24 protein-coding genes are annotated in these 24,097 nt (G+C 59.7%); 14 read left to right on the forward strand and 10 right to left on the reverse strand.

The features are described 5' to 3' along the window. Positions 1–18: 18 nt before the first annotated feature. From IG627_RS14735 to IG627_RS14750, 4 genes are all read left to right on the forward strand, one after another. Positions 19–261, forward strand: a complete 243-nt coding sequence (locus IG627_RS14735; protein ID WP_226865190.1) for a hypothetical protein — start codon at positions 19–21, stop codon at positions 259–261. A 236-nt stretch (positions 262–497) separates the two neighbouring features. Continuing rightward, positions 498–1,007, forward strand: a complete 510-nt coding sequence (locus tag IG627_RS14740) for a 6-pyruvoyl trahydropterin synthase family protein (protein ID WP_193193142.1) — start codon at positions 498–500, stop codon at positions 1,005–1,007. Further along, on the forward strand, positions 1,004–1,708 hold the full coding sequence (locus tag IG627_RS14745) for an SDR family NAD(P)-dependent oxidoreductase (RefSeq protein ID WP_193193143.1): 705 nt from the start codon (positions 1,004–1,006) through the stop codon (positions 1,706–1,708). Before IG627_RS14740 ends, IG627_RS14745 begins: the two co-directional genes overlap by 4 nt. Positions 1,709–1,811: 103 nt before the next feature. Beyond that, entirely contained in the window at positions 1,812–3,077 is a 1,266-nt protein-coding gene (locus tag IG627_RS14750) for a metallophosphoesterase (protein WP_226865192.1), read from the forward strand. A 20-nt stretch (positions 3,078–3,097) separates the two neighbouring features. Here IG627_RS14750 and IG627_RS14755 read toward each other — a convergent pair whose 3' ends face one another. Together IG627_RS14755 and gcvA are read right to left on the reverse strand one after the other, a co-directional pair. Continuing rightward, positions 3,098–3,481, reverse strand: coding sequence for a DUF1801 domain-containing protein (locus IG627_RS14755; RefSeq protein WP_226865194.1), 384 nt, complete (start codon positions 3,479–3,481; stop codon positions 3,098–3,100). 144 nt (positions 3,482–3,625) lie between these two features. Next, positions 3,626–4,537: a transcriptional regulator GcvA gene (gcvA, locus tag IG627_RS14760; protein ID WP_193193146.1), complete on the reverse strand. Its 912-nt coding sequence runs from the start codon at positions 4,535–4,537 to the stop codon at positions 3,626–3,628. 129 nt (positions 4,538–4,666) lie between these two features. On the opposite strand from gcvA, the gene IG627_RS14765 reads away from it, so the two are divergent. Then, the gene (locus tag IG627_RS14765; protein WP_193193147.1) at positions 4,667–5,476 is read left to right on the forward strand and encodes an aminotransferase class IV family protein; all 810 of its coding nucleotides are present in this window, start codon (positions 4,667–4,669) and stop codon (positions 5,474–5,476) included. A gap of 74 nt (positions 5,477–5,550) precedes the next feature. Here the strand turns inward: IG627_RS14765 and IG627_RS14770 are convergent, their stop codons facing one another. The 4 genes from IG627_RS14770 to IG627_RS14785 all read right to left on the reverse strand — a co-directional run bounded on the left by IG627_RS14770 (position 5,551) and on the right by IG627_RS14785 (position 10,734). Then, positions 5,551–7,881, reverse strand: coding sequence for a TonB-dependent receptor (locus tag IG627_RS14770; RefSeq protein ID WP_193193148.1), 2,331 nt, complete (start codon positions 7,879–7,881; stop codon positions 5,551–5,553). A 192-nt stretch (positions 7,882–8,073) separates the two neighbouring features. Further along, positions 8,074–8,547, reverse strand: coding sequence for a nucleoside deaminase (locus IG627_RS14775; protein ID WP_193193149.1), 474 nt, complete (start codon positions 8,545–8,547; stop codon positions 8,074–8,076). 11 nt (positions 8,548–8,558) lie between these two features. Further along, positions 8,559–9,233: an ankyrin repeat domain-containing protein gene (locus IG627_RS14780; protein ID WP_193193150.1), complete on the reverse strand. Its 675-nt coding sequence runs from the start codon at positions 9,231–9,233 to the stop codon at positions 8,559–8,561. Positions 9,234–9,276: 43 nt separating this feature from the next. Beyond that, on the reverse strand, positions 9,277–10,734 hold the full coding sequence (locus tag IG627_RS14785; protein ID WP_193193151.1) for an amidohydrolase family protein: 1,458 nt from the start codon (positions 10,732–10,734) through the stop codon (positions 9,277–9,279). Between the two features lie 104 nt (positions 10,735–10,838). Between IG627_RS14785 and IG627_RS14790 the strand changes: the two genes are divergently transcribed. The 3 genes from IG627_RS14790 (at position 10,839) to IG627_RS14800 (ending at position 13,578) form a co-directional block, all read left to right on the forward strand. Next, the gene (locus IG627_RS14790) at positions 10,839–11,696 is read left to right on the forward strand and encodes a LysR family transcriptional regulator (RefSeq protein ID WP_193193152.1); all 858 of its coding nucleotides are present in this window, start codon (positions 10,839–10,841) and stop codon (positions 11,694–11,696) included. A 530-nt stretch (positions 11,697–12,226) separates the two neighbouring features. Continuing rightward, positions 12,227–13,132 (forward strand): sterol desaturase family protein, encoded by a 906-nt coding sequence (locus IG627_RS14795; protein ID WP_193193153.1) that lies wholly within the window; start codon positions 12,227–12,229, stop codon positions 13,130–13,132. Beyond that, a complete protein-coding gene (locus tag IG627_RS14800; RefSeq protein WP_193193154.1) occupies positions 13,129–13,578 on the forward strand; it encodes a hypothetical protein in 450 nt (149 codons plus the stop codon). Before IG627_RS14795 ends, IG627_RS14800 begins: the two co-directional genes overlap by 4 nt. A 26-nt stretch (positions 13,579–13,604) precedes the next feature. Here the strand turns inward: IG627_RS14800 and IG627_RS14805 are convergent, their stop codons facing one another. The 3 genes from IG627_RS14805 to IG627_RS14815 all read right to left on the reverse strand — a co-directional run bounded on the left by IG627_RS14805 (position 13,605) and on the right by IG627_RS14815 (position 15,651). Continuing rightward, on the reverse strand, positions 13,605–14,201 hold the full coding sequence (locus IG627_RS14805; RefSeq protein WP_193193155.1) for a pentapeptide repeat-containing protein: 597 nt from the start codon (positions 14,199–14,201) through the stop codon (positions 13,605–13,607). 173 nt (positions 14,202–14,374) lie between these two features. Further along, on the reverse strand, positions 14,375–14,881 hold the full coding sequence (locus IG627_RS14810) for a nuclear transport factor 2 family protein (protein ID WP_193193156.1): 507 nt from the start codon (positions 14,879–14,881) through the stop codon (positions 14,375–14,377). Continuing rightward, positions 14,878–15,651, reverse strand: a complete 774-nt coding sequence (locus IG627_RS14815; RefSeq protein WP_193193157.1) for an SDR family oxidoreductase — start codon at positions 15,649–15,651, stop codon at positions 14,878–14,880. The genes IG627_RS14810 and IG627_RS14815 overlap by 4 nt, the downstream gene beginning before the upstream one ends. Before the next feature lie 182 nt (positions 15,652–15,833). On the opposite strand from IG627_RS14815, the gene IG627_RS14820 reads away from it, so the two are divergent. After that, positions 15,834–16,154: a 2Fe-2S iron-sulfur cluster-binding protein gene (locus IG627_RS14820; RefSeq protein WP_193193158.1), complete on the forward strand. Its 321-nt coding sequence runs from the start codon at positions 15,834–15,836 to the stop codon at positions 16,152–16,154. Positions 16,155–16,213: 59 nt separating this feature from the next. On the opposite strand, the gene IG627_RS14825 is transcribed toward IG627_RS14820, so the two are convergent. After that, entirely contained in the window at positions 16,214–16,972 is a 759-nt protein-coding gene (locus tag IG627_RS14825; RefSeq protein ID WP_193193159.1) for an SDR family NAD(P)-dependent oxidoreductase, read from the reverse strand. 427 nt (positions 16,973–17,399) lie between these two features. Here IG627_RS14825 and IG627_RS14830 point away from each other — a divergent pair, with 427 nt between their 5' ends. From IG627_RS14830 to IG627_RS14850, 5 genes are all read left to right on the forward strand, one after another. Then, positions 17,400–18,401, forward strand: coding sequence for a Rieske 2Fe-2S domain-containing protein (locus tag IG627_RS14830; protein WP_193193160.1), 1,002 nt, complete (start codon positions 17,400–17,402; stop codon positions 18,399–18,401). A gap of 164 nt (positions 18,402–18,565) precedes the next feature. Then, positions 18,566–18,952 carry a nuclear transport factor 2 family protein gene (locus tag IG627_RS14835; RefSeq protein WP_193193161.1) on the forward strand — a complete coding sequence of 129 codons (387 nt, stop codon included), beginning with the start codon at positions 18,566–18,568 and terminating at the stop codon, positions 18,950–18,952. An 87-nt stretch (positions 18,953–19,039) separates the two neighbouring features. Beyond that, positions 19,040–20,512, forward strand: coding sequence for a flavin-containing monooxygenase (locus IG627_RS14840; protein WP_193193162.1), 1,473 nt, complete (start codon positions 19,040–19,042; stop codon positions 20,510–20,512). A 389-nt stretch (positions 20,513–20,901) separates the two neighbouring features. Continuing rightward, entirely contained in the window at positions 20,902–23,193 is a 2,292-nt protein-coding gene (locus tag IG627_RS14845; protein ID WP_193193163.1) for a TonB-dependent receptor, read from the forward strand. Between the two features lie 60 nt (positions 23,194–23,253). Then, complete coding sequence (locus IG627_RS14850; protein ID WP_193193164.1) at positions 23,254–24,018, forward strand: SDR family oxidoreductase; 765 nt, start codon at positions 23,254–23,256, stop codon at positions 24,016–24,018. The last annotated feature ends 79 nt before the right edge of the window (positions 24,019–24,097 follow it).

Below are 24,097 nucleotides of genomic sequence, written 5' to 3' on the forward strand. Positions count from 1 at the left end.
GGATTTCGGGGAAGGCCGATGAGCGAGATGGATGCAAGCCCGGTGGCCAGGATCGCCGCCATTCAACTGACGCCCACACACGATGGCGAAGCCGCACTGGTGGCGGAGCTGCGCTATCCGAACGGTGGGCGCGCCAAGGTGCAGGTCGAGAGTGCCGATACGCCGGCAGTAATGGAGCGGGCGGGAGCCAGCTCGCTCGCCGAGCTGGTGGGTTGCCCCTGGACGGTACTGCTGATCCGGGACGTGTGCGGACCGGTTTGATAGGGCAGCGGCCCTGGGTCGGCACAACCATATTAATCTGACAATCAAATATTTCGTCCTGAAATATTTGATTGTCGCCTCTGAAATGCTGGCGAAGATGCATGGATCTTCTTGTATTTCAGGGGCTCGCGACCGAGCTACGCTCGGCGGGGGCACATCCCCGTGGCGCCTTAACCCGGCAAAATTTTAATTCCAGGGTAAAAAAAAAATCGCGGGCTCAAACGAGGTTTCACGGTGTGAATAGAGTAACGACGATCGAGCTGTCGAAGGAATATATGAAATTCTCGGCGGCACACTTCACCATCTTCTCCGCGGTAGAGCGCGAACGCCTGCACGGCCACAACTTCCAGGTCTCCGCGGAAATTACCCTTCCGGTCGGCAGTAACGGCATGTGCTGCAACTACCGGGTCTACAAGCAGAAGCTGGATGGCCTCTGTCGCGAGCTGGACGAATACCTGCTGATACCCGCGCGCTCCCCTCATCTGACCGTTCGGGAGGAGGGCGATTATTACTGGGTCCGGTTCAACGGCGAAGAAATGCCGTTCCTGAAAGCCGACACCCAGCTGCTGCCGATCTGCAATACCACCGTCGAGGACTTCTCCAACTTCCTGTTGCAGAAGCTGGTTGGATCATCGGAAGAGCTGCAGGAATACGGTGTCTACCAGATAGTCGTCAGGGTGTCTTCCGGCCCCGGACAGTCGGGAAGCAGTCAATGGCGGTCGGGTAGTGCGGAGAGCTGGACATGAAAAAAACCCTGGTGATCACCGGTGGCAGCAAAGGGATAGGGCGCGCCGCGGCGCAGCTGTTTCTGGAAAACGGCTATAGCGTCGTCAATCTGTCCCGCAGTGGCAGCGAGCTCGGCGGGGTGACGGATATTCCGGTAGACCTGGCGCGGGAGGACTGGACACAGGAATGGGGAAGAGAAGTTGCCGACGCGGTAAAAGGCAGTGACCGAATAACCGTGATTCACAATGCCGCCATGCACCAGAAGGACAGCATAGTAGGGATAGAAGCCGACAATTTCCGCCGTGCATTGCAGGTAAACCTGGTGGCCCCAAGCCAGCTGAATCAGTTGCTGCTGCCACTGATGAAGCCCGGCTCGTCGATCCTGTACCTGGGTTCCACGCTGAGTGAAAAGGCGGTCCCGGGCAGCTGCTCCTATGTGGTATCCAAGCACGGGGTGGTGGGGATGATGCGCAGTAGCTGCCAGGATCTGTCGGGAACCGGTATCCACACCGCGTGCATATGTCCGGGTTTCACCGATACGGAGATGCTGCGCCAGCATCTGGGTGACAGCGAGCAGGTGCTGCGCGATATCGCCAGGTCGGTGACCTTCAATCGCCTGATCCGACCGCAAGAGATTGCCGAGACGCTCTACTTCTGTGCGGAGCGTCCGGTACTGAACGGTGCCCTGATACATGCAAACCTGGGACAGATAGAGTCTTAGATCAAAATAAAATTTAAAGGAGGTGGCCATGGCCTGCCTGAAGTCTGTACTTAGAGTTTCGGCGCTTTCCGTGATCGCGAGTGCCGCGTTAAGTTTTGAGGCCATGGCTGAGCAAAGCCAGCCCCGTGCCGAAAAGCAGGATCAACAGTTCACCATTGCGGTGATTCCCGATACGCAAAACTACCTGGACTATACCCACCAGAAGGCGGAGGGATTCCCGTTTGATGCCAGTGCGATGTTTATCGAGCAGATGCAATATATTGCCGACAACCTGCAGAGTGCCGGTGGCCATATTGCTTTCGTTTCATCGCTGGGGGATGTCTGGCAGCATCAGAGCAAGAGTATGGATCCGCGGCACGTAGAGCGGGGTTTCAAGCGGGTTCCCAATCCTTTGCTGGATGCGCACTTTGCACCGACGGAACAGGTGCACCTGTTCGAGATGCCCAAGGCCCATGAGGGCTACTCCCTGATTGCCGGCAAGGTGCCCTTCTCCGTGGTGCCGGGCAATCACGACCACGATGCCATGTGGACAGATTCCAAGTTTCCCGCGGCCAAGCAATTCAACCCAAAGGACCTGACAACCCTGGGTGTCCTGCACCCGGGCGGCCTGGATAACTTTCGCTCGGTATTCGGCGCCGATACCGAGTTTTTCAAGGATAAGCCCTGGTATGTATCGTCGCACGATGGCGGTGCCGACAGTGCCCAGGTATTCAGTGCCGGAGGCTACCGCTTCCTGCACATAGGTCTGCGGTTTGATCCACCCGATGAAACGCTGGCGTGGGCCGCAGCGGTAATCAAACGCTTTCCCGGCCTGCCGACCATAGTGTCCACCCACAACTACCTGAATACCGACGGTCGACGCCTGTCCAATGCCATTATTGACGGACACAGGGTCGATCCCGTCCACAACAACCCGGAAATGGTCTGGGAAAAATTCATCTCCAAGAACGACCAGATCTTCCTCGTACTCTGCGGCCACCAGCACGGCCAGGCAACTCGAATGGATGACAACGATTTTGGCAACCCGGTCTGGCAGCTACTGTCGGACTACCAGGGCCGCAACCAGACCGCCAGGGATGCCGGTATAGAAATGAAGGGATGGCCAATACAGATCGGCGACGGCTGGATGCGTCTGTTGACCTTCGATTTCAGGGGGGAGGTGCCGACAATCAAGGTGCGCACCTATTCAACCCACTATCAGGTGGAAAGCGCGAAGCACCCGGAATATGCGGACTGGTATAAACATCAGGAACAGCCGTATATGAGTGATGACCAGTTTATCGGGACCGATCATTTCAACGTGAAGCTGGTGGATTTCCGCCAGCGTTTTGCAGCGGCAGAGCGGCTTGCCGATGCTGGCCGTAACTAGCCAGACTTAATCGCAGGGCGTCACTTCCTGGCCGCGTCCTGCGGATTGCCCAGCTCCCCGTTGAGCCTGACCGCCTCGCGAACCAGGCTCCTTATGGTCTTGGAGGATGGGTAGGGCTCGGAGCGAATCTCGAGGGTGGCCATTTCGTACTTGCCACTGGCCTTGAGCCCGGGTTCGATTTCGCGAAGGCGCTTCCCGCGCCAGAAACCGAACAGGACCCGCTCTTTCTCGGCTCTTATCAGCAGCACCGGGCCATTGGACATAAAGACCAGATGGCCCCATTTGATGCTCTCTTCCATTTTGGCCGCCGCCTTTACCTGCTTGCGCAGGAGGAGGGCGCAGTCGCGGGTCCAGCCCTGCAGCTGCTCTATATAGTCGTCTGGGGTTTTCGCGGATGTCGACATGCTCATTCTTGCTGCCCTTTTTACCCGGTGCGTAAATTGGCTTGGGAAAGAATGTGCCGGCAGGCCCAAAACATCAAGTTCACCGGCAATTCACATTGCCGGGTCGCCTCTGCAAGGAACCGCCAATTCGCTATTGGTCAGAAGTTACTGACCGGCCTCATTCAGTATCCAGTCGCGGAAGGTGATTATGCGCGGATCCTCTCTGCCACTTTCCGGGTAGACCAGGTAATAGGCGTAGTCCTCGGCCACGCTGACTCCGATATCGAACAACCGCACCAGTCGCCCCTGCTCGAGATCGCTGGTCACCATCGCCAGCTCGACAAGACCTACGGCGGCGCCGTCTATGGCCGCCTGCACGACGTGATTGGAATCGGTAAAACCCACACAGCGGCTGTCATCGAAGTCGCCGATACCGGCGGCGGCCATCCACATGGGCCAGTTGGGCCAGACAATGCCGTCGGTCACGCAATCCACGTAGCAGAGGGTATGCTGGAACAGGTCCCGCGGTTCGTTCAATTTGGGGTCGGATTCGAGCAGCCTGGGGCTGCAGACCGGAACTATGGCCGTGTCGAACAGGCGCTCCGATCGCGACTTTTCATAGTTGCCCCTGCCGAAACGGATGGCGATATCCACATCGTCCAGCGCGAAATCGCGGAGCCTGTCGGTGATATCGAAAGTCAGCTCCAGGTCCGGGTTCGCGGCCCGGAATTGCGGCAGCCTCGGCAGTAGCCAGTTGGTGGCGAATCTGGCCCCCAGCGACAGGCGAAGCTCGGCCGCTCCCCGTGCCATCCTGCGCGCGCGGTTGGCGGCGCGCTGCAGGGTGTCCAACGCATCGGAGGCCGCCTCGAACAGGACTGTGCCGGCGTTTGTAAGCTGGATACTGCGACTGCTGCGCGAGAAGAGGGTGATGCCCAGCTGCTCTTCTATCTCCTTGATCTGGTAGCTGACCGCCGCCGGTGTCAGCCCCAGTTCGTCCGCGGCGCGGGTGAAGTTCAGGTGCCGCGCGGCCGCTTCGAATGTTCTCAGTGCCCGGGTTCCCGGCAGCATTCGGCTCATGGATCTTCAAGCCATATTTAATGATTTGACAAAAAATACTTGTTTTTCAATATCCGGGCAATGGCAGATAGTTGCGCAACTTAATGATCGACCGCGCCGGGGCGCGGCGCAAATTCCAGGAGTGAATCTATGTCTGCTTCCACCACTGCGTTCATCGCGCAGCGCAACGGCCGCGCGGCCACCGCCGAAGAACTGGCTCCGCTCGCCTTCGCCGGCTATGCCCACTTCACCGCCATGCAGGTGCGCGACGGCGGGGTCCGCGGCCTGGACCTGCACCTGCGGCGGCTGCGGACCGCCTCGGAGGAGATGTTCGGTCGCGCGCTGTCCGACGAGCGGGTGCTGTCCTGTCTGCGCACGGCACTGGAGGCCGGGCCGGCGGATCTATCGCTGATGGCCACTGTGTACGAGCCGGCGGGAGAATTCGGGCTCGCCGGTGCAGAGCCGGAAATTCTGGCCCGCACAGGCCCGGCCGCATCCGGCCCGCGGGGTCCGCTGGCACTGGCTGCGGTTGAGCACGAGCGGGCGCTTGCCGCGGTGAAGCATGTCGGCGAGGTGTCCAAGACCTATTTTCTGCGCCGCGCAGTCGATAAGGGCTTTGACGATGCGGCTTTCGTGGATCGCAGTGGGCGGCTCAGTGAGGGGACTATCTGGAACCTGGCTTTCTGGGATGGCGAGGCGGTGGTGTGGCCGCGGGCGGATATGCTGGTCGGCACGACCATGGGTATCCTGCGCAGGCAACTGCAGCGCCTGGATATCCCGCAGCGGGTTCAGGAGGTGACGCTCACCGACCTGCCGGACCTGGCCGGTGCCGTGGTGATGAACTCCTGGACGCCGGGAGTGGCGGTGCACCGGATCGGCGACCTGTCCCTGCCGGAGGCACCGGCATTCGTGGAACTGCTGCATCGCGCCTATCAGGCGGAACCGCTGGTTTCTCCTTGATTTTCACTGCCTGCATTTGTGTAGCGCAGGCGCGCAAGCCGGGGCCCCGGTTATTCGGCTCCGGCTCCATAGCATCACTCCACCAGATACTTCACACTCAACAAAACCCTGCGCGGCGCATTGTAGGATCCCTCTACAAACCCAAACGCATCCAGCGCGCTGAAGCCTGCGTTCAGCACCCGCTTGTCCCCCAGGTTCTTGCCATGCAGGCCGATTTCCCAGCGGCTGTCCGCCGAATAGTATTTCAGCGAGCTGTCCCACAGTGTGTGGCCGGGTGCGTGCAGCTGTTCGGTGTTGGTGGCGTCCAGGTAGGTTTCGCCCTTGTAGGCGCCGCTGCCGCGCAGCACCAGGCTACTTCCTGAATCGAACTGCCAGCTGTACCGCATCGCCAGGTTGCCGCTTAAATCGGGAGCGTACTCGAAATCGCGGTCGCTGTGATCGCCGGTGTCGTCGTGCCACTCGTCGTAGTGGGCGTCCAGGTAGGCAAGGCCGGCGCTGATTTCGAGGTTGGCGCTGGGCAGGGCGCTCAGTTCCAGTTCCAGGCCCTGCATGGTGGAGCGGCCGGCGTTTTCGGTGATCGCGGAGATACCGGTTTCGGATGCGCTGATAATCACCACCTGCTGGTCGCGGTATTTGTTCAGGAAGAGGCCGCCGTTCAGGCGCAGGCGGTTGTCCAGCCACTGGGATTTGAGACCCAGTTCGTAGCCGGTCAGGGTTTCCGGATCGTATTCCGCCACCTCGCTGATACTGGTCGGGCGGCCATTGAAGCCGCCGCTGCGGAAGCCGCGGGATACGTGGCTGTAGAGCATCAGCTCCGGGTTGAGCTGGTATTCCAGGCCCAGCTTGGGGGAGAACTCGTACCACTGTTGTGTGCAGCGGTAGCTGCCGTCCGGTGTCAGGTCGGAACAGGCCTCGCCTGGGGTGGCGAAGGGGTTGTCCGCGCTGATGTCCGGCAGCAGCAGCGGCAGGCCGCTGGCGATACGGGTGGCGGACTGCTCGAAGGTTTTTTCCTCCTGCGTATAGCGTGCGCCGGCGGTCAGGCTCCACTGCTCATCGAAGGCGTAGCTGCTGTGGAAGAAGGCGGCGAGGCTGTCACTCTGCTGGCGGTTGTCGAAATCCACCGTCAGGTCGAAGGCGATTGCCTCACCGGGGAAGAGCAGCGGCTGCGGCAGGGCGGCGAGCGCGCCGTGCAGGCCCTCGGCGGTGACCAGGCGGGTTTGGTCGCGGGTGGTCTCGCTGAAATAGTAGAGGCCGGCGGTCCACTGCATTTTTTCGTCGAAGGCGGCACTGGACAGCTGCAGTTCCTGGCTGAACTGGCGGTGATTCTGGTCGTGCACGTCGCCGGCGTAATTCAGGGCCGAGTTGTCGCCGTCGCGGCCGAACAGCGCCTCCATCTCCCGGTAGGCGGTGACGGATTTTACGGTCACCGTATCCAGGGCCCATTCATTGATCCAGTTGATGCCGGAGCCATCCAGGTCGTCACGCAGCAGTTGCGTCGAGGCGGCGCCGCTACCGTCGATATCTTTTGTGGGCGTACAGCAGGGTTCCAGCAGTGCATTTTGCAGCAGTGCGAAGATGGCGTTGTCATTCCAGGCGAGCATCGCGTTGGGGTAGCTGTTCTGGCGCTGGTGTACGGCGTCGATGGACAGCTGCGATTCGAAAAACTCCGACGGCGTCCAGGCCAGGCGCAGGCGCCCGGCGCTGACATCGTCGTCGCCGGCATCGCCGCCCGGGCGCTGCTGCCAGCCGTCGGATTTCTTGACGATGGTGGAGAGGCTGGCGGACAGGGTTTCCGACAGCGGCAGTTGAAAGTAGGCATTGGCCGCGCGGTAGCCGTGACTGCCGCGGGTGACTTCCAGGGAGTAGCTTATAGTGTCGTCCGGCTTGCGCGTGACCACATTGATGGCGCCGCCGATGGTGTTCTTGCCGAACAGTGTGCCCTGGGGGCCGCGCAGCACTTCGATGCGCTCTATATCCGCCAGCTCCATATTGGCGCCGAAGGTGCGCGCCATATAGACGCCGTCGATATACAGGCCCACCGCGGGATCCTTGGTCAGCAGGAAATCGAACTCGCCCACGCCGCGGATAAACGCATTGACGCTGCTGCTGCCGCCGCCGGTGCCGACGGTGAAGTTCAGGTTCGGCGACAGGGATTCGATTTCGGTGATGCTGCCGATGGCGCTATCGGATATCGCATCGCCGCCGATGGCGGTGATGGAGACCGGCGTCTGTTGCAGGTTCTCCTCGCGCTTGCGCGCGGTGACCGTGACTTCCTCTATGCCGTAGTCGGCCTGGGCCATGGTGCCGCTGGAATGGGTGCCGGCGATGGCAATGGTGAGGCCGGACAGGGCGAAGGGGATCAGGGAAAAGGAAAACAGGGAAGGGAAGTGGTTATTGTCCTTCATGGGTATCTCCGTCAGCCGCTTATTATTTTCTGTTCGTTTGAGTCCGGGAGCTCAAACGATAGTAGGAGGCGGCATTCGCAGCTGTCCTAGTCCAAACGGCGTAGACGGATCACATTTACTTTTACGCGGGAAATTGGGGCTCCATCAGGCAGGAGCCGTCGAGCGGGCGGGTTATCGGTCGACGCTACAGCTTCAGCGCCGATCGTCCTGCTTTTTCTGCCAGTGGGCGTAGAGATCGGTGCGCGATCCTGAATCCACAGGCGCATGACGGATTTTCATGGACTGCTCGGAGAAAGGTTTTGCCAGTTCCGCATACACGGCCTCTGTGGAAAGTCCGTAGGGCGCGCCATCTTCATTTGAATAGGCGTATACCACTTTGCTGACACCGGCCATTGTCATGGCGGCCATGCACATGGGGCAGGGGTGGCCGCTGGCGAAGACGGTGCAACCCGCGAGGTCTGGTGATCCCAGTCTCTGGCTTGCGGCCCTTATCGCATTCAGTTCCGCGTGGGCGGTGGGATCATTCGTGCTGAGGATGTCGTTCACACCCGTCGCCAGCAGGCTTCCATCCTTGACGACGAGTGCGCCGAAGGGGCGCCCGCCCTTGTCGACGTTGGCACGAGCGAGATCGATCGCTTTGCACAGGTAACGCTGTTCCTTGTCCATGTTTTCGTATCCTATCGTTGCGCACCCGCTGCCAGGAGTCTCCTCTCTATCTCTGCATAATGGCGCCGGCGCGCATGCTGCAGGGGCGTGACGCCTTTGCGGTCGGCAATATTGACGTCCGCCCCAGCCCGCACGAGAAGATCCACTATCTGTTGGTGGGCAGGGCCGCCGTCGCTGAGGATGATTGCTTCCAGAAGCGCGGTCCAGCCGAGATTGTTGACGTGGTCTATTTCGACACCGGCTTCGATCAGGGTGCGCACTGTCTCGATATGGCCGCGTTCTGCGGCCGGGATAAGCGCGGTGCCGCCGTAGCGGTTGGTGCTTTTCAGGTCGGCGCCATGGGCGAGCGTCATCTTGAGTATTTCGAGATGGCCGCGCGCACCCGCGTAAAGATAGGGGCTGTCTTTGATCCTGTCCCGTGCATTGACGTCGGCACCGGCAGCGATCAATACCCGGGCGGCGTCGATGCTGTTCGCGTGCGTCGCGACCATTAGCGCTGTCCGTCCGCGCCCATCCTTGGCATCGATGTTTGCCCCCCTGGCGAGAAGGTCCTGAATCGCCGCGACATCATCGCGTCCGGCGGCCTCGCGCAGCTCACTCTGGTTCACTGACTGCCCCGATGCCAACAGCGGGTAGGCGATGGCGGATAGCACGATCGAGGCATAAATCACTACAACTTTGCGCATTGGTCATACCTTCATTTGGGTTGTGGGAAACGGCGGAACGCCGTTATCTGGCCGCCTCTGCATTCCAGGCGGCGACCTTGGCGTGCGTGTCGGCCAGCGCGCGATCCAGCGCAGCCCGGTCCTGAACGGCGCCGCGCAGAAGCACGGTGTGAATCGCGCGCGTTGCCTGGATATCCTCCAGCGGGTTGCGCTCCAGCAGCACCAGGTCGGCGGCCTTGCCCTCGTCAATGGAGCCGTATTGATCCAGCTGGCCGAACCACGCCGGCCCGGCGCGGGTTGCGGCCGACAGCGCCTGTGCCGGGGTCAGGCCCAGCTCCACAAACAGCGCCAGCTCATCGTGCAGGCCGACTCCCGGGTAGTTGAACGAGTTCAGGAAGCCGGCGTCGGTTCCGGCCATGATGGTGACGCCCGCCTGCTGCAGCAGCGGAATAACGGCGGCGACGCGCTGGTAGCGGGCGTGTCTCTGCTCTATCTGGGCCGGCGTGGCCCCGGCGGCACGCTGTACGCGCCACTCGTAGGTTTTCCGCAGTCCCGGACCAATATAGGCGAGGTAGTCGTCGCCCTGGTGATCGTCTCGATCGAGATAGGCGATCACCCGCGAGCCATTCAGCGTCGGCGTGACGAAGACGCCCTTCTGCGCGAGCTTCCGATAGGCGGCCATGGCGGTATCGCGGTCGAAGCCGGTGTCCAGGCGCGCGCGCGCCTCCTGCCGGGTGATACGGCCGGCCGCGAAATCGGCGGCGATAGCGGCCTCATCCTTGGCACCGGCGTTGTAGGCGTAACCCAGGTGCTCGATGGAGCTGAGCCCGGCATCCACGACCTGGTCCAGGGTGAGCTGCATCGGGATATGGCCGGAGGTGCGCAGGCCTGCGGCCCGCGCCTGTCTTATGGCATAGAGGAAGAGTTCCGGTTTGAGGGTGCTGTCGGTGATCTTCACGAAGTCGACGTTCAGCGCCTTCAACTGCTCTATCGCCCTGTCGACGTCGGCCTCAGAGCCGGTTTCGATGGTGCCCTTCCAGACCGGATTGAGCCCCTCGATCTTGGGCCCGGAACTCAGCAAGGTGGGGCCGAACAGGGAATCCTCGGCTATCTCCCTGCGCCAGTCGAGCACCTGCAGGGGAAGGTCGCCTGAGGCGTCGCGCACCGTGGTGACACCGTGGGCCACGTAAAGCGGCAGCAGCGCCCGGTTCTCTTCGATCAGCGCCTCGCCACCGCCGAAGTGCACATGCATATCCCACAGGCCCGGGATCAGGTAGCGGTTGCGGCCGTCCAGCGTCTGCCTGCCGCGCCAGCGCCTGGCCACATCGGCGTCGTTACCCACCGCCACTATGCGGTCGCCCAGGGTGGCGACGGCCTGGTCCGGAAGCAGCTGCCCGTGCTCGACGTCCACTATGGTGGCGTGGCGAATGATGACGTCCGCCTGGTTCCTGGCAGCGGCCTGGAGGGGGACGAGTGAAATGGCCGCGAGGACGGCCAGAGCGGCGGTGAACAGCTTTTTCATTGCGGGAATTACCTGGTTGCGTGGGGCAGGCAGATATATCGCGCTGGCGCGCCATTTACAAATTAGATATCTTTATCCGAAGTATCCATTTCTGTAATGATGCCATGCTCGACCCCCGTCTTCTCCGCGCTTTCGTCACCATCGTCGACGCCGGCAGTTTTACCGCGGCGGCCGGCCGACTGCATATGACGCAATCCACCATCAGCCAGCAACTCGGTCGGCTCGAGCAGGCGGTGGGGCGGGAGCTTATCGACCGCGCCGCTCGACCGGTTGGGCCGACCGCGTCCGGCGAGCGGCTGCTCGGCCATGCGCGGCGGATTCTTGCACTGGAGTCGGAAGCAGTGGCGCTGCTCTCCGACCCGGCCGGGACCTCCGCCATCCGTATCGGGCTGCCGGACGATATAGTCACTTCTAGATTGAGCAGGGAATTTGCCACCTTCTCCGAGCAGCATCGCGAGGTCCGCCTCGATGTGACAACCGGGCTGAGCCGCGACCTCAGTAAACGCTTCCGCGCCGGTGAGTTCGATGTGGTGGTGGTAAAGGAGCCGACCGCCAGCGCCGATTATCGCGCGACCTTTCCGGAGGCCATCGGCTGGTTTGAGGGTGCGAACAGCGCCGGGGACTGGCCGGATCCAATACCGCTGGTCACCTTTCCGGCTGGCGGCCTCTACCGCGAGGCCATGTTCGAGAGGATCGAGCGCGAGCGACGCAATTGGTATATCGCCTTTACCGGCAGCAGTCTGAACAGCGTGCTCGTTGCCGTCGAAGCCGGGCTGGGCCTGTCGCTACTGCCGCTGGGAGCGACCGCCAATTACAATGTCCGGCAGAATCAGTCCTTAGGCCTGGAGCCCGCCATGGTTGTTTCGGTCTACTCCTGGGAGGGCGCTGGCCATATCGGTGCACTGGTCGAGCGAATTACCAAGGTTCTCGCCGACCGATTCGAGTTGCAGGGCAGGGTGTAAACGCACAGAGGCTCCCCAGGGGCAAGTTGATGCTTGCCGCGGCCGCCCCTCCCGCAACTGCATAGTGACGCTGTATGTCGGTGTGAAAACCGTATCGCAGATCAACCATCGCCCGCCGCTACAGGCATACTATGTCGTCGTAGCCCCCCAGCCGGGTAAATGGTTGTAGAGAGAAAGAACTCGGGTGCTGGAATCCCAAGTGGTAAAGCCTCACATCTCGAGCCAGAGCAACGATAGATTCTCAATCTTACAAGGCTTCGGGGACGCAGGGATTTGGACGATATGCCTATAACTTTTAAGTCCATGCCTATAGTCATATAGTCCATTGAGGCGTCGAAAGGCCGCTGATTATACTGGAATCGCTACAGTCATGATCATTACTTGCCGCCAATTCCGATGCTGGGATTCCTTGAACAGGACATGGTCGACAAAAAGGTCAGGTTTTAAGCTGCCAATTCTGGAGGAGTTTGTCTCTAATTTGGTGCTGGAAAAATAATTCTAATAGTTTTAGCTGAGGTGCAATAAAACCCATGCTGCTTAACGATATTACTGATAAATTATTCATTGGGTCTACATTCTTCCTGGCTGCGGTATTAATGATTGAGGTTGGCACACGGCTGTTTATCGAGAAAAGGAAACTGCCTGCAGATGGCTTAAGTAACTTTTTGTTATTCCTTCCCTTTAATTACGTTACGCATATTCTCGGGCCGGTATTGGTTGTCGGTTACCTTTTGCCTGTCGCCGACTGGACCGGTATGAGTGTCCCTTTATCCTGGTGGACGCTGCCCCTCTATATTCTTGTCGGTGAATTTATTTTCTACGGCAATCACGCCTGGGCGCACAATTGCCGCCTCTTGTGGGCTGATCATTCAATTCACCACAGCTCCGAGGAATATGATTTCACCACAAACCTGCGTTTAACACCCTTCACCATCCTTTACCGGCTTCCATTCCTGTTTTTGTTTGTATCGCTGGGTTTTGATCCCGTCGCACTGACAGTCTATGGCGGAACTATTTCCTCATTCCAGACGTTTTGTCATACGGATCGTTTTCTCGACAAGGACTTTGGCTGGCTCGATTATTTCTTTGTGACGCCCAATAACCATGCCGTGCACCATGCAAGCAATCCGATCTATATTGACAAGAATAACGGTGGTTTGTTTGTTATTTTTGACCATTTGTTTGGAACCTTTAAGAAAATGGATCCGAATGAACGGCCGGTTTTTGGTGTTACCGTGCCGATCAATACTCATAATCCGCTGAAAATTATTACCAGGTCGGGATTCGGGCCCTTGTGGGCTGACCTGAAAGAGGCTCCGGATTTTAAGACAAGACTGAACATACTGTGGAGAAATCCGGCCTGGTATGGCACTGAGTTCAAGTCCAAGAAAATGCTGGAAAGTGAAAATGACATTCAGAAGGAGCGTGCCGCATGAGCGCGCTGTTGGAGCTATACTGGCCAACTATCATTTTGGCCTTATCTGTACTCATGCTGTTCACGACAACGCGTCTCGCATTTGCCAATGATATTGGCCGGGTGCCATCAAATTTCCTGTTAAGGTTTTTGACATCTTGGGTGTGGGCGACACCACTCACGCTGTTGGGGGCGACCGTGGTAGGTTATTTCCTCAGTGGAGAGCTGTCTCCCTGGCCGTTTGAAACCTACCGCCTGCTTATCGATAGGTCGGTTGCTCCTGAAGCGGCGGCAGCGGTGGCATTGGCTGTAGTGTCCGTCGATGTCTGGCTGCTATGGATGCCCGCGAAGATCTATTTATGGACCCGGCCGGATCTTCTGGTTATGCGATTCAAGGTGCACTGTGGATTTGCTTGCCTGGGCTTGAGTATGTTGATTCCTTGGTTGACGCTGTTGCCAACAGGGTAATGTTATCTGGATTTCTAGCCCTGGCCTTAATCGACCAGCTCTACGTCGAGGCTATCAAGAAGCCTGATGGCCTCGTAGCGGCTAAATTTTGCTCGCTTGATTTCGTTTTGATAGATGTCTATATCGTAGTCGGTAGCTTCGGAGAAGTCAGCGCCGGATAGATTTGTCTTGACAAAGAAGCTGCCGGTGAAGTCGGTGTAGGTGAAGTTCGCATTGCTGAAATCACCTTCCCGGAAATCAACATTGTGTGCCTTGCACTCCTCGAGAACCACTTCCGGTAAAGAGAGCCCGTAAAAAGAGCAGTCGTTCACTATGGATTTGTAGAATTTTATTGGGGCGCTAAATACCAATCTTGGCCAGGCTACTTTAGTCCAGTTGATTCCAATCAGTTTTGACTCGCGAAAAGAGACATCGGAGAACTTGCTGTATTCGATCTTAACAAGGCTCAAGTTGCAGTTTATAAACTCACAGTCGGAAAAATTACATCTTTTAAACGTAGCTTCACTAAAGTCACAGTTAATAAATGTGCAGTTATCGAATTCCTTCGAGTCAATTTCTGTACAGGAAAAGTCCAGGCCTTCGAAGCTGTCTGACCAGTATTCATCCTTTTCTGCCAAGTTCATAAGCCTCTCCGTTGCTTAATTTGCATAATGCCGAGTTCAGGGGCAGCCTAGCATGTATGCTTTGCTTAAAAAACTCGTTGCTGTGCTTGTTGATGGCGGGGTTGGTAAACTGGCGCGCGCTCCAGGAAGAAGGAAAGATAGAGTGTGGCTGCCTGCTAATCCCGGACACTAATTTAAGTGGTAATTACCTGCAGAGGTTTCCCCTCGCTCAGCAGTACGGTGCAACTGGATGAAACCGTAAAGACGGTACTGCCGATAGACCAACGCCCGTCGATACGCACGTACCCGTCCTCGTAAAATCCCCCCAGCTGGGTGACTTGATTTTCCCGCTTGTTGATCTGGTGGAAATACAGCTGCCAGCTGCCCCTGGCCGAATCCGGTGACAGTATCTCGATTTGCGGATTCTGGCCGTGGTGCATATCGACGATAAAGTCGTGGTTACCGAGGCGCTCGAAGGCGTCGATCAGTCCGTCCCTGTGTTCGAAGCGGCCTATTGGGCCGTAGTCGATGGTCACGGGGCCATCCGCGAAACAGTCGCGGATGACGTCCACCTGTTTGCGGTCACAGGCGCTCAGGTAGCGCGCCTTGAGTTGCTTTATCGCCTCTATGGCTTCCAGCCTGTGCAGGCGTGACTCCAGGGATTCCTGCCGCGACGCTTCCCCGGCTCCGTTTGCATTCAAGCCAGCGCCTCCTCGGCAATTTTAAGGAAGCTCGGCGGCTCGCCGGCCCCGTAGACCTCCAGCGCCGCGCCGCTGATATAGGCGGCGCTTTCGCTGGCCAGGAAGAGGCAGGCATCGGCGATATCCCGCGGCACCGCCATGCGCCCCATCGGCAGCGACGCCTCGATGCGGGCGATACCGACGCTGCCGCCGTAGTGCTCCCCGGCGGCCTCGGTCTTGATCAGGCCGGCGATAATCGCGTTGACCCTTATCTGTTCCACACCCCACTCCTGTGCCAGCGAGCGGCTGACATTGATCAGCCCGGCCTTGGCGGCGCCGTAGGCGGCGGTGCCGGGGGAGGGGCGTTCGCCGGAAATGCTGGCGATATTGATAATGCTGCCTTTACCTGCGGTCGCACGCATGGCGTGATAAGCCTGCTGTGCCAGCTGTATCGGCGCAATCAGGTTCAGGCGGATAATGGATTCGGTCAGGCGGTGGGAGGCGTCGGCGGCGCTGACCGGCGGGCTGCCGCCGGCGTTGTTGACCAGCACATCCAGGCGCCCGCTGGTCTCGATGACCCGATCGACCAGCGCTTGGGTACTAGCTGCATCGCGCACATCGGCGGCGACAAAGTTTGCGCTTCTGCCGTTCGCTTGCGGGAGACTTTGCGGCTCCCGCCGCCCGCAGATGAACACTTCGGCCCCCGCGGCCAGGAAGGCCTCGCTGATACCGCGGCCGACACCCTTGCCGCCGCCGGTGACGATTATGCTCTTGCCGTTAAAATCCTGCATCTTCCGACTCGTCGATGGTTTTCTTCGCAGGAAATCAATCTATCCGAAAGCCCCGACGGCCCACTAATCTGTTCAGACTAGGAGGGGCGCGGAGCCCGCGGGGTATTCTGGTCGCCGTATCAATAGTTATTCGGTGCCCGTGATTGTTGCGGGCAGCCGAAACGCAAAAGAGGTATGGCGAAATGCCCACTATTCTGGTGACCGACCTTGCCGGTGAATCCTCCCCGGTGGACGTGGACAGCGGCCAGAGCCTGATGGAGGCGCTGCGGGACAACGGCTTCGACGATATAGAGGCCATCTGCGGCGGCTGCTGCTCCTGCGCCTCCTGCCATGTGTATTTAAAGGGCGACTGGTTTGAGCGGCTCGGCCCTCGCGGCGAGGATGAGGATATGTTGGTTTCCAGTGTGGATGCCTTCCGCGATAACTCGCGGCTGTCCTGCCAGATCCAGGTGACCGAAGAACTGGAAGGGCTGCAGATTCAGATTGCCGAGCAGGAGTGCTGAAAGCGAGTCAAAGAAGCGCAGCGTGCCCATCAGCTCGGTTGCGATGGGCACGCGTTGGATCAGATGGTCAGGTAACCGCCGTCCACACCCACGGCGGTGCCGGTAATAAAGGCAGATTGTTCCGAGCAGAGGTAAACGCTCGCCGCGGCCACGTCTTCCGGGCTGCCGAGGCGGCCGATCGGATGCATGGCCAGGGCCTGGGCCTCCACTTCCGCGGTCAGGTGCTTCTCCACCATCGGCGTCTTGATAAAGCCGGGGCAGACCGCATTGACGCGCACGCCCTGGGCCGAGTACTCCTGCGCCGCCGTCTTGGTCAGCCCGACCACGCCGTGCTTGGCGGCCACATAGGCGCTGATGCCCGGCGCGGAGACCGCGGACATGATGGAACCCACATTGACGACGGCGCCACCGCCGGACTCGAGAATCGCCGGTATCTGCGCGCGCAAACAGTAGTAGACGCCGCTCAGGTCGATACCGATCACCCGGTTCCAGTTGTCGAGGCTGGACTCGCCGATCGGGCTGCGCTCGCCCTCGATGCCGGCGCTGTTGACGGCGAAGTGCAGGGTGCCGAAATGCGCCCAGGTGCGCTCCACCAGCGCCGCCACCGAGTCCGCATCGGCCACGTCCGTCTGCACGAACAGCGCGCGGCTGCCGCGCGCCTCCAGTTCCGCGGCCAGCTGCTGACCCTGGTCGGCGTCCCGGTCGGCGATCACCACGCCGGCGCCGCCGGCGGCGAACTGCTCTATACAGGCACGGCCAATACCGGAGGCGCCGCCGGTCACCAGGGCCACCTTGTCGCTGAAATCAAATACGCTCATCGCTGTTACCTTTCTTATGGGCTGCTGCTAAGGAACCTCTGAAAAACGTAGCGAGCGGGCGGCTGGTGGTGGCCGCCGGAGCGCAGAAAGCGGAGTGTACACGGCGGTACATGAGCATTCCGACCGGGCCGGCGCACCGGCACCGCCGGCCGCCGCCAGGCGCACGCGCAATAGTTTTTCAGAGGTTTCCTAACCGATTCACTCTAGCTAGCGGGCCGCCAGTCTGCGTAGTCCCAATGGACGAGGCAGCTGCCCGGTACGGCTCCGATAATCGGGTCATAACAAGGACATCTCTAAGAATCGTCATTCCCGCGAAGGCGGGAATCCAGAAGCCCGGTTGCTACTGGACCCCCGCCTTCGCGGGGGTGACGAGAAACGAATTTTTAGAGGACTCCATAAGATAATCAGATGCTCGGGATACAAAGCCATGACAGCAGCATTGACAATCGCATCAGACAAGCCGCGCTTCGCCCGCGGCTGGCATGTGATCGGCACCTCCGAAGATTTCCCCCAGGGCGAGCCGAAGGGCTTTCCCTATTTCGGCACCAAGATAGTCGCCTTCCGCGGCGAGGACGGCCAAGTCCATGTGCTGGACGGCTACTGCCCGCATATGGGTGCGGACCTGAGCCAGGGCGAGGTGTCCGGCAATTCCATCACCTGTCCTTTCCACCACTGGCAGTGGGGCTGCGACGGCAAGTGCGAGGATATCCCCTACGCCAAGGTGGTGCCGCCGCGGGCGAAAGTAAAGGTCTGGCCCAGTGTCGAGCGCAACAACCTGGTCTTCGTCTGGAACGACCCGGAGGGCAACCCGCCCTACTACGAAATCCCGCTGATGGACGAGTGCGACAGCGGCGAGTGGATGCCCTGGGTGGTGGACACCATGCATATCCCCACCCACCCGAAGGAATTGGTGGACAATGTGGCGGACAAGGCGCACTTCGGCCCGGTGCACGGCGCGCCGGTGAGCAAGTTTGAAAACCGCTTTGTGGACCATATGGCGGTGCAGATCATGGAGGCGACCAGTGAGCGCCTGGGTAAGAATTCGTTAAAGACAGTGGCCACCTACTATGGTCCCGCCTACCAGATCACGGTGATGGAGGGGGATGTTGAGAGCCGCCTGCTGAACTGCCACGCGCCCATCGACGGCAACAGTTTTGATCTGCGCTTCGGTGTAATGGTGAAAAGGATTCCAGGCATGAGCGACGCGCAGATGCGGGAGATCGCCGATGCCTATGTGTCCAAGGCCCAGGAGGCTTTCTACGAGGACGTGGAAATCTGGAAAAGTAAAACCTTCCAGGAGAACCCGATTCTCTGCGGCGGTGACGGCCAGATCCTGAAGTTGCGCCAATGGTACCGGCAGTTCTACACCGATGTGGCAGAGCTGTCCAAAGACAAGCAGAAGAGTTATTTGCCGGAATACTGCGACTGATTCTGGTCCGTCCCTGGCTGCAATTATTTTCTCTGCGTTGCCAGGCTTTATGTCGACCCCCAGTTGGAACTCACTCTCCCAGTGTTGTATTTCGGGTGCCAATCCCGGATTTCTGGCTGGTTGGGTCGACGCCTTTTTTTTGAACTGTATCGGAAAGAATTCCCATGACTGATCAAGCGAAAGCCGAACAGATTGTCGATAGTTACCTGTGCTGCCTGAGTGAGGGAGACCTGGAGGGTGTGGTAGCGCTCTACGCGGACGATGCCACAGTGGAAGACCCGGTTGGCAGCGAGCCGATCACCGGCAGGGCGGCCATTGCCGAGTTTTACCGAGGGGCCCTGGCAATGGGGATCAAACTCAGACGCAGCGGTGCCGTGCGCCTGGCTGCCGGCGAGATAGTCTTCCCCTTCGTATGCGCCTCCGAGGCGATGGGCGCGCCTATGGAAATAGAGATCATCGATCACTTTGTCCTGAATGCGGAAGGCAAGGTGCAGTCCATGCGCGCCTTCTGGAGTGAGGCCAATATCCGCCCGATGGCTGCAGAAGCCTAGTCAATACGGATGATGCTCCATCCCATCCATCTCCGTACATTTACAGAGTGCACGATTTACTGAACTCTGATGGAGATGGACTGGGCAATGAATAACGAAAATAACCGCCGCGATCTGCGTTTTGTCATTATCGGCGCCGGTATGGCGGGCATACTGGCGGGCATCAAGCTGCGCGAAGCCGGCTACGACAACTTCACCATCTACGAGAAGGCCGACCGCATCGGCGGCACCTGGAGGGAGAACACCTATCCGGGGCTGACCTGCGACGTGCCGTCGCACTCCTATACCTATTCCTTTGCGCCCAACCCCGACTGGAGCCGCCACCTGCCGCCGGGTCCGGAGGTGCAGGCCTACTTCGCAAAGGTTACCGCGGAGTACAAACTCGCGGACAGCATCCGCTTCAACGAGGAAATCGTCAGCTGCGTATTCGAAGACGGCCAGTGGCAGCTGAAGAGCGCGAGCGGTATCGAGGACCGGGCGGATTTCGTGATAGGCGCCACCGGCGTGCTGCACCATCCCAAGTTCCCGCAGATTCCCGGCGCCGACAGTTTCGAGGGGGCGCTGTTCCACAGTGCCCAGTGGGACCACAGCGTGCCCCTGGACGGCAAGCGTATCGGCGTAATCGGCAACGGCTCCACCGGTGTGCAGATTATCTCGGCGCTGGCCTCCCGCGCGCAGAAGTTGTGTCACTTCCAGCGCACGGCGCAGTGGATAATGCCGGTGGAAAACCCGGAGTTCTCCGAGGCCGAGAAACAGGCCTTCCGCGAGGATGCGGAACTGCTGCACCGGATGCAGAACGACGAGACCCTGAACGCGAATATCGAGCGCTTCACCCAGGCCATCGTCGATCCGGAATCCGAGGCGATGCAGCAGATAGAGGCCTACGTGAAGAGTAACCTGGAAAACAGCGTTACCGACCCGGAACTGCGCGAGAGGCTGCGGCCCAACTACCGCGCCGCCTGCAAGCGCCTGATCTATTCTCCCGATTACTACCAGGCGATACAGCACCCGAATGCGCAGCTGGTCACCGACGGTATCGAGTGCATAGAGCCGCAGGGCGTGCGCACCAAGGACGGCGTGCTGCACGAGCTGGATGTGATCGTCTTCGCCACGGGTTTCCACGCGGACCGTTTTATGCGCCCGATGAATGTGGTCGGCCGCGACGGTGTGGCGCTGAACCATGTCTGGTCCGTGCGGCCCACTGCCTATATGGCGGTGTCCATCCCGGATTTCCCCAACCTGTTTATGCTGAACGGCCCCAACGGCCCGGTGGGCAACTTCTCCCTGATCGAGATCGCAGAGCTGCAGTGGAACTACATCAGCCAGCTGATCGAGAAGGTGGCCGGTGGGGAGTGCCGGGAGGTCAGCGCCAGCCGCGAGGCACTGGCGCAGTTCGACCGCGAGCGCATAGCGGCGGCCAGGAAAACCATCTTCGGCACCGGCTGCAACAGCTGGTACCTGGACGCCGAGGGCGTGCCCGCCACCTGGCCCTGGAGCCGCTCCCGCTTCGCCGAGGAGATGCAGGCGCCGAAGCTGGAAGCCTTCGAGCTGGTAAGCTGAATATCGTCACTCCGACATATCGTCATTCCGGCGAAGGCCGGATCGCGTAGGCATGGATGCCGTAGCAAGCATTCGCGTAGCGAATGGCCCATAGGGCGTGGCGCAGGAGCGCCACCTAATCCAGGTGGGCTCGGGGATCCTGGACTCCGGCCTTCGCCGGAGTGACGATATAATTTTGTTCTAAAGTACTTTCTGCTCCCCTTTATATCTCCGAAATCCAAGCCTTGATAGGCCCGGCGATCTCCATTGCCGGGCCTTTTTATTTCTGACTATTGCGTATTCATTCCTAGTCCAAATGGAGGGGGGCGGCCATTCGCGATCGAATTAGTATGGATTCCACTGGGAGAAAACATAAGCACGATAAAACCCTTTCCCGAGGACCAATAGCGATGAGTCAAAATAATTTTCACCGGACCCTGATCAAGTCCCCCCTGGCAGTGGCAATTGCCGGCCTGCTGCCGATAACCGGCATTCAGGCACAGGAAAACCCGGAGCAGTCATACGCTGGTCAGACTCTGGAAGAGGTTACCGTCACCGCGCAGAAGCGCGAGGAGTCCCTGCAGGACGCGCCCATCTCGATTATCGCATTCAACAACGAGAAGCTGGAAAAAATGGGCGTCACCGATATCGTGGATATCCAGAACGCCGTGCCGAATGTCACCTTCAGCCCGTTTTTCCAGAATAAAAACTCGGTCAGCCCCTATATTCGCGGCGTAGGCAATGCGGATATTCAGGTGACCAAGGATCCGGCCGTGGGCGTCTATCTGGATGGCGTCTACCTGGGCCGCTCCGCAGGTCTGGCACTGGACGTGGCCGATCTGGAGCGTATAGAGATTCTGCGCGGCCCCCAGGGCACACTCTACGGGCGCAACTCCACCGGCGGCGCAGTTAATCTGACCTCGGTAAAACCCCAGGCGGAAGGCAGTTTCGCGCAGACGCTCAGCGTCGGCGACAAGGGTTATTGGCGTTCCGTCACCAAGGGTAACTACGCGATCAGCGATGAACTGTTCGTGCGCGCCGCCTACGCCACTTCGGAAAAAGACGGCTGGATTGAAAACACCGGCGGCGGCAATGACTTCGGTGCTGACGACAAGGATGCGCTGCGTGTGGCGCTGGCCTGGCAACCCAATGACGACTGGACCATCGACTACACCTACGACCAGTCGAGCAATACCAGTACCCAGTTACCCTACCAGTTGATCGAGGATCACACCGGCAGTCTGGGTTTTATTGCCACGGGCAAGCGCCTCGATACCCTGTCAGTCAACAATCTACGAGATACCCAGGTGGATGTCAGCGGCCACGGCTTGACCATAGCCTGGGATAACGACGGCCACATCATCAAGTCCATCACCGCCAGCCGGGAACTGGAAGAGGATGGCTACCAGGACTACTCCGCCAGTTGGCACCACCTGGGTGGCGGTGCGATTCCGTCCCTGGTCGGTAGTGGTGCCGAGTACCTGGATACGGATTTCGACAAGCAACAGGAGCAGTTCTCACAGGAGTTCCAATTTATCGGCGACCTGCTCGACGGCCGTCTGCAATATACATCGGGTCTCTACTACTTCCGCGAGGAGGGTAGCGAGAACCAGATTACGTACCTGAACGCACTGCGTCTGGCGAGCCTGGGCTTTGATGCTACACCGTCGGTGCTGGACTCCTTTACGCAGGCTGACTTTACGGCCTGGGCCCTTTGGAGCAGCGCCGAGGATGCCTACGCAGTTGACGTGGAATCCGAGTCAAAGGCCATCTACGGCCAGTATGCCTACACGCCGCAACTGTTTGACGATGACCTAACTGTCACCCTGGGTCTGCGCTACACAGAGGACAGACGCGAGGCCTCCAAAGCCAGTAACCTGTACAACGGCTTTGCCGGCGGCGCAGTATACGGCGAGCGCGAGTCGGATAATTTCAGCAAGTCGCTGACATTCGACTACGCCCTCAACGAAGATGCCAATGTCTACGCCAAGTACGCCGAGGGCTACCGCGCCGGTGGCTTCAATGCCCGCGGCTCCCAGGCCAACTTCGCCAATGGCTTCGACCCGGAGGAGATGACCTCCTTCGAACTGGGGTTCAAGTCCGAACTGCTCGACCGCCGCATGCGCCTGAATGCGGCCCTGTTCAACTACAGCTATGAAAACCTGCAGGTGGACCAGAGCGATCCGGTCAACATTACCCAGACGGATACCCTGAACGCGGGCGAGGCCAGCTACATGGGTTTCGAGGCCGACCTGACCGCACTGCTCGGCGAGCACTTCAAGCTGACCGCCAGCTACGGCTACGTGGACGCGGAGTACGACGAGTATATCCAGGACGGCGAGGACGTGGCCGACGACCGCCGCATCGCCTTTACGCCGGAGCACTCCTACAGCATCGGCCTGGACTACGACACCTACCTGGGCGAGCTGGGCGCGCTGAATGCCAACCTGACCTACAACTGGCAGGACCAGCAGTGGTTCAGTTCCCGCGGCGCGGCCACCCGCGAGGCCACTGGCCTGCTGAACGGCTCCGTCTCACTGCAGGATGTGGCCGTGGGTGCCGGCTACCTGCGCACGACGCTGTGGGCGCACAACCTGCTCGATGAGGAGTACATTCTCAACTCCTTTGACGCCGGCGGCCTGGTGCTGGGCGTGTTCGGCGAGGAGCGCAGCTTTGGCCTGGACGTGACCCTCAGCTTCTAAACCACCTCGCCCCGGCATTCCCGCCGGGGCCTTTTTCTAATTACCAATGAAAGTGATGTTATGACCAATCGAGTAGCTGGAAAAATTGCCATAGTCACCGGCGCCAGCCGCGGCGTCGGCCGCGCCGATGCCGCGCTGCTGGCCGCCGAGGGCGCCACCGTGATCATGACCGATATCAACGCAGAGGCCGGCGAACAGGCGGCACAGGAAATCGGCGGCCCGGTGCGCTTCGTCAAGCAGGACGTGAGCGACGAGGCCGGCTGGCAGTCGCTGGTGGAAATGGTGGAAAAGGAATTCGGCCGCCTGGATATCCTGGTCAACAACGCCGCGATACTGCAGCTGGCAGACGTGAAAAATGAATCCCTGGATGGCTGGCGCCGTGTGCAGTCGATCAACAGCGAGAGTATTTTCCTGTCGATCAAATACGCCCTGCCGCTGATGGAAAAATCCGGCGGGGGCTCCATCGTCAACATGTCCTCTTCCGCCGCCCTGGTCGGCATGCCGCACTTCGCCGCCTACTCTGCCAGCAAGGCGGCGGTGCGCGGCCTGACCCAGAGCGTCGCCGTCTACTGCCAGAAAGCCGGCAACAAGGTGCGCTGCAACACCATACACCCGGACGGCATAGCCACGCCGATGGCGATGGAGATTGCCGAGAAGACACCGGTGATCGACGAGGAAAAGGCCAAGGTAGCGGCCAGCTATATGTGCACCGCCGAGGATGTGGCGCAGACAGTGCTCTTCCTGGCCTCGGACGAATCAAAGCATATCAACGGCGCCGCCATCACCCTGGACAACTCCGCCACCGTAACTCCGCCCTATCTATAGACACGAAATATTGTAGGAGCGGCCCATGGCCGCGATCGAACTTTCTGCAAATGCCGGACATTGATCGCGGCCATGGGCC

It is taken from the genome of Microbulbifer taiwanensis (genome assembly GCF_014904815.1).
GTDB classification, from domain to species: Bacteria; Pseudomonadota; Gammaproteobacteria; order Pseudomonadales; family Cellvibrionaceae; genus Microbulbifer; species Microbulbifer taiwanensis.

What these genes read in the sequence shown, in the direction of transcription:
- IG627_RS14735 (WP_226865190.1), top strand. Translation starts at nt 19, where the DNA reads ATGAGCGAGATGGATGCAAGCCCGGTGGCCAGGATCGCCGCCATTCAA.
- IG627_RS14745 (WP_193193143.1), top strand. Translation starts at nt 1,004, where the DNA reads ATGAAAAAAACCCTGGTGATCACCGGTGGCAGCAAAGGGATAGGGCGC.
- IG627_RS14750 (WP_226865192.1), top strand. Translation starts at nt 1,812, where the DNA reads ATGGCTGAGCAAAGCCAGCCCCGTGCCGAAAAGCAGGATCAACAGTTC.
- IG627_RS14755 (WP_226865194.1), bottom strand. Translation starts at nt 3,481, where the DNA reads ATGTCGACATCCGCGAAAACCCCAGACGACTATATAGAGCAGCTGCAG.
- gcvA (WP_193193146.1), bottom strand. Translation starts at nt 4,537, where the DNA reads ATGAGCCGAATGCTGCCGGGAACCCGGGCACTGAGAACATTCGAAGCG.
- IG627_RS14765 (WP_193193147.1), top strand. Translation starts at nt 4,667, where the DNA reads ATGTCTGCTTCCACCACTGCGTTCATCGCGCAGCGCAACGGCCGCGCG.
- IG627_RS14770 (WP_193193148.1), bottom strand. Translation starts at nt 7,881, where the DNA reads ATGAAGGACAATAACCACTTCCCTTCCCTGTTTTCCTTTTCCCTGATC.
- IG627_RS14775 (WP_193193149.1), bottom strand. Translation starts at nt 8,547, where the DNA reads ATGGACAAGGAACAGCGTTACCTGTGCAAAGCGATCGATCTCGCTCGT.
- IG627_RS14780 (WP_193193150.1), bottom strand. Translation starts at nt 9,233, where the DNA reads ATGCGCAAAGTTGTAGTGATTTATGCCTCGATCGTGCTATCCGCCATC.
- IG627_RS14785 (WP_193193151.1), bottom strand. Translation starts at nt 10,734, where the DNA reads ATGAAAAAGCTGTTCACCGCCGCTCTGGCCGTCCTCGCGGCCATTTCA.
- IG627_RS14790 (WP_193193152.1), top strand. Translation starts at nt 10,839, where the DNA reads ATGCTCGACCCCCGTCTTCTCCGCGCTTTCGTCACCATCGTCGACGCC.
- IG627_RS14795 (WP_193193153.1), top strand. Translation starts at nt 12,227, where the DNA reads ATGCTGCTTAACGATATTACTGATAAATTATTCATTGGGTCTACATTC.
- IG627_RS14800 (WP_193193154.1), top strand. Translation starts at nt 13,129, where the DNA reads ATGAGCGCGCTGTTGGAGCTATACTGGCCAACTATCATTTTGGCCTTA.
- IG627_RS14805 (WP_193193155.1), bottom strand. Translation starts at nt 14,201, where the DNA reads ATGAACTTGGCAGAAAAGGATGAATACTGGTCAGACAGCTTCGAAGGC.
- IG627_RS14815 (WP_193193157.1), bottom strand. Translation starts at nt 15,651, where the DNA reads ATGCAGGATTTTAACGGCAAGAGCATAATCGTCACCGGCGGCGGCAAG.
- IG627_RS14820 (WP_193193158.1), top strand. Translation starts at nt 15,834, where the DNA reads ATGCCCACTATTCTGGTGACCGACCTTGCCGGTGAATCCTCCCCGGTG.
- IG627_RS14825 (WP_193193159.1), bottom strand. Translation starts at nt 16,972, where the DNA reads ATGAGCGTATTTGATTTCAGCGACAAGGTGGCCCTGGTGACCGGCGGC.
- IG627_RS14830 (WP_193193160.1), top strand. Translation starts at nt 17,400, where the DNA reads ATGACAGCAGCATTGACAATCGCATCAGACAAGCCGCGCTTCGCCCGC.
- IG627_RS14835 (WP_193193161.1), top strand. Translation starts at nt 18,566, where the DNA reads ATGACTGATCAAGCGAAAGCCGAACAGATTGTCGATAGTTACCTGTGC.
- IG627_RS14840 (WP_193193162.1), top strand. Translation starts at nt 19,040, where the DNA reads ATGAATAACGAAAATAACCGCCGCGATCTGCGTTTTGTCATTATCGGC.
- IG627_RS14845 (WP_193193163.1), top strand. Translation starts at nt 20,902, where the DNA reads ATGAGTCAAAATAATTTTCACCGGACCCTGATCAAGTCCCCCCTGGCA.
- IG627_RS14850 (WP_193193164.1), top strand. Translation starts at nt 23,254, where the DNA reads ATGACCAATCGAGTAGCTGGAAAAATTGCCATAGTCACCGGCGCCAGC.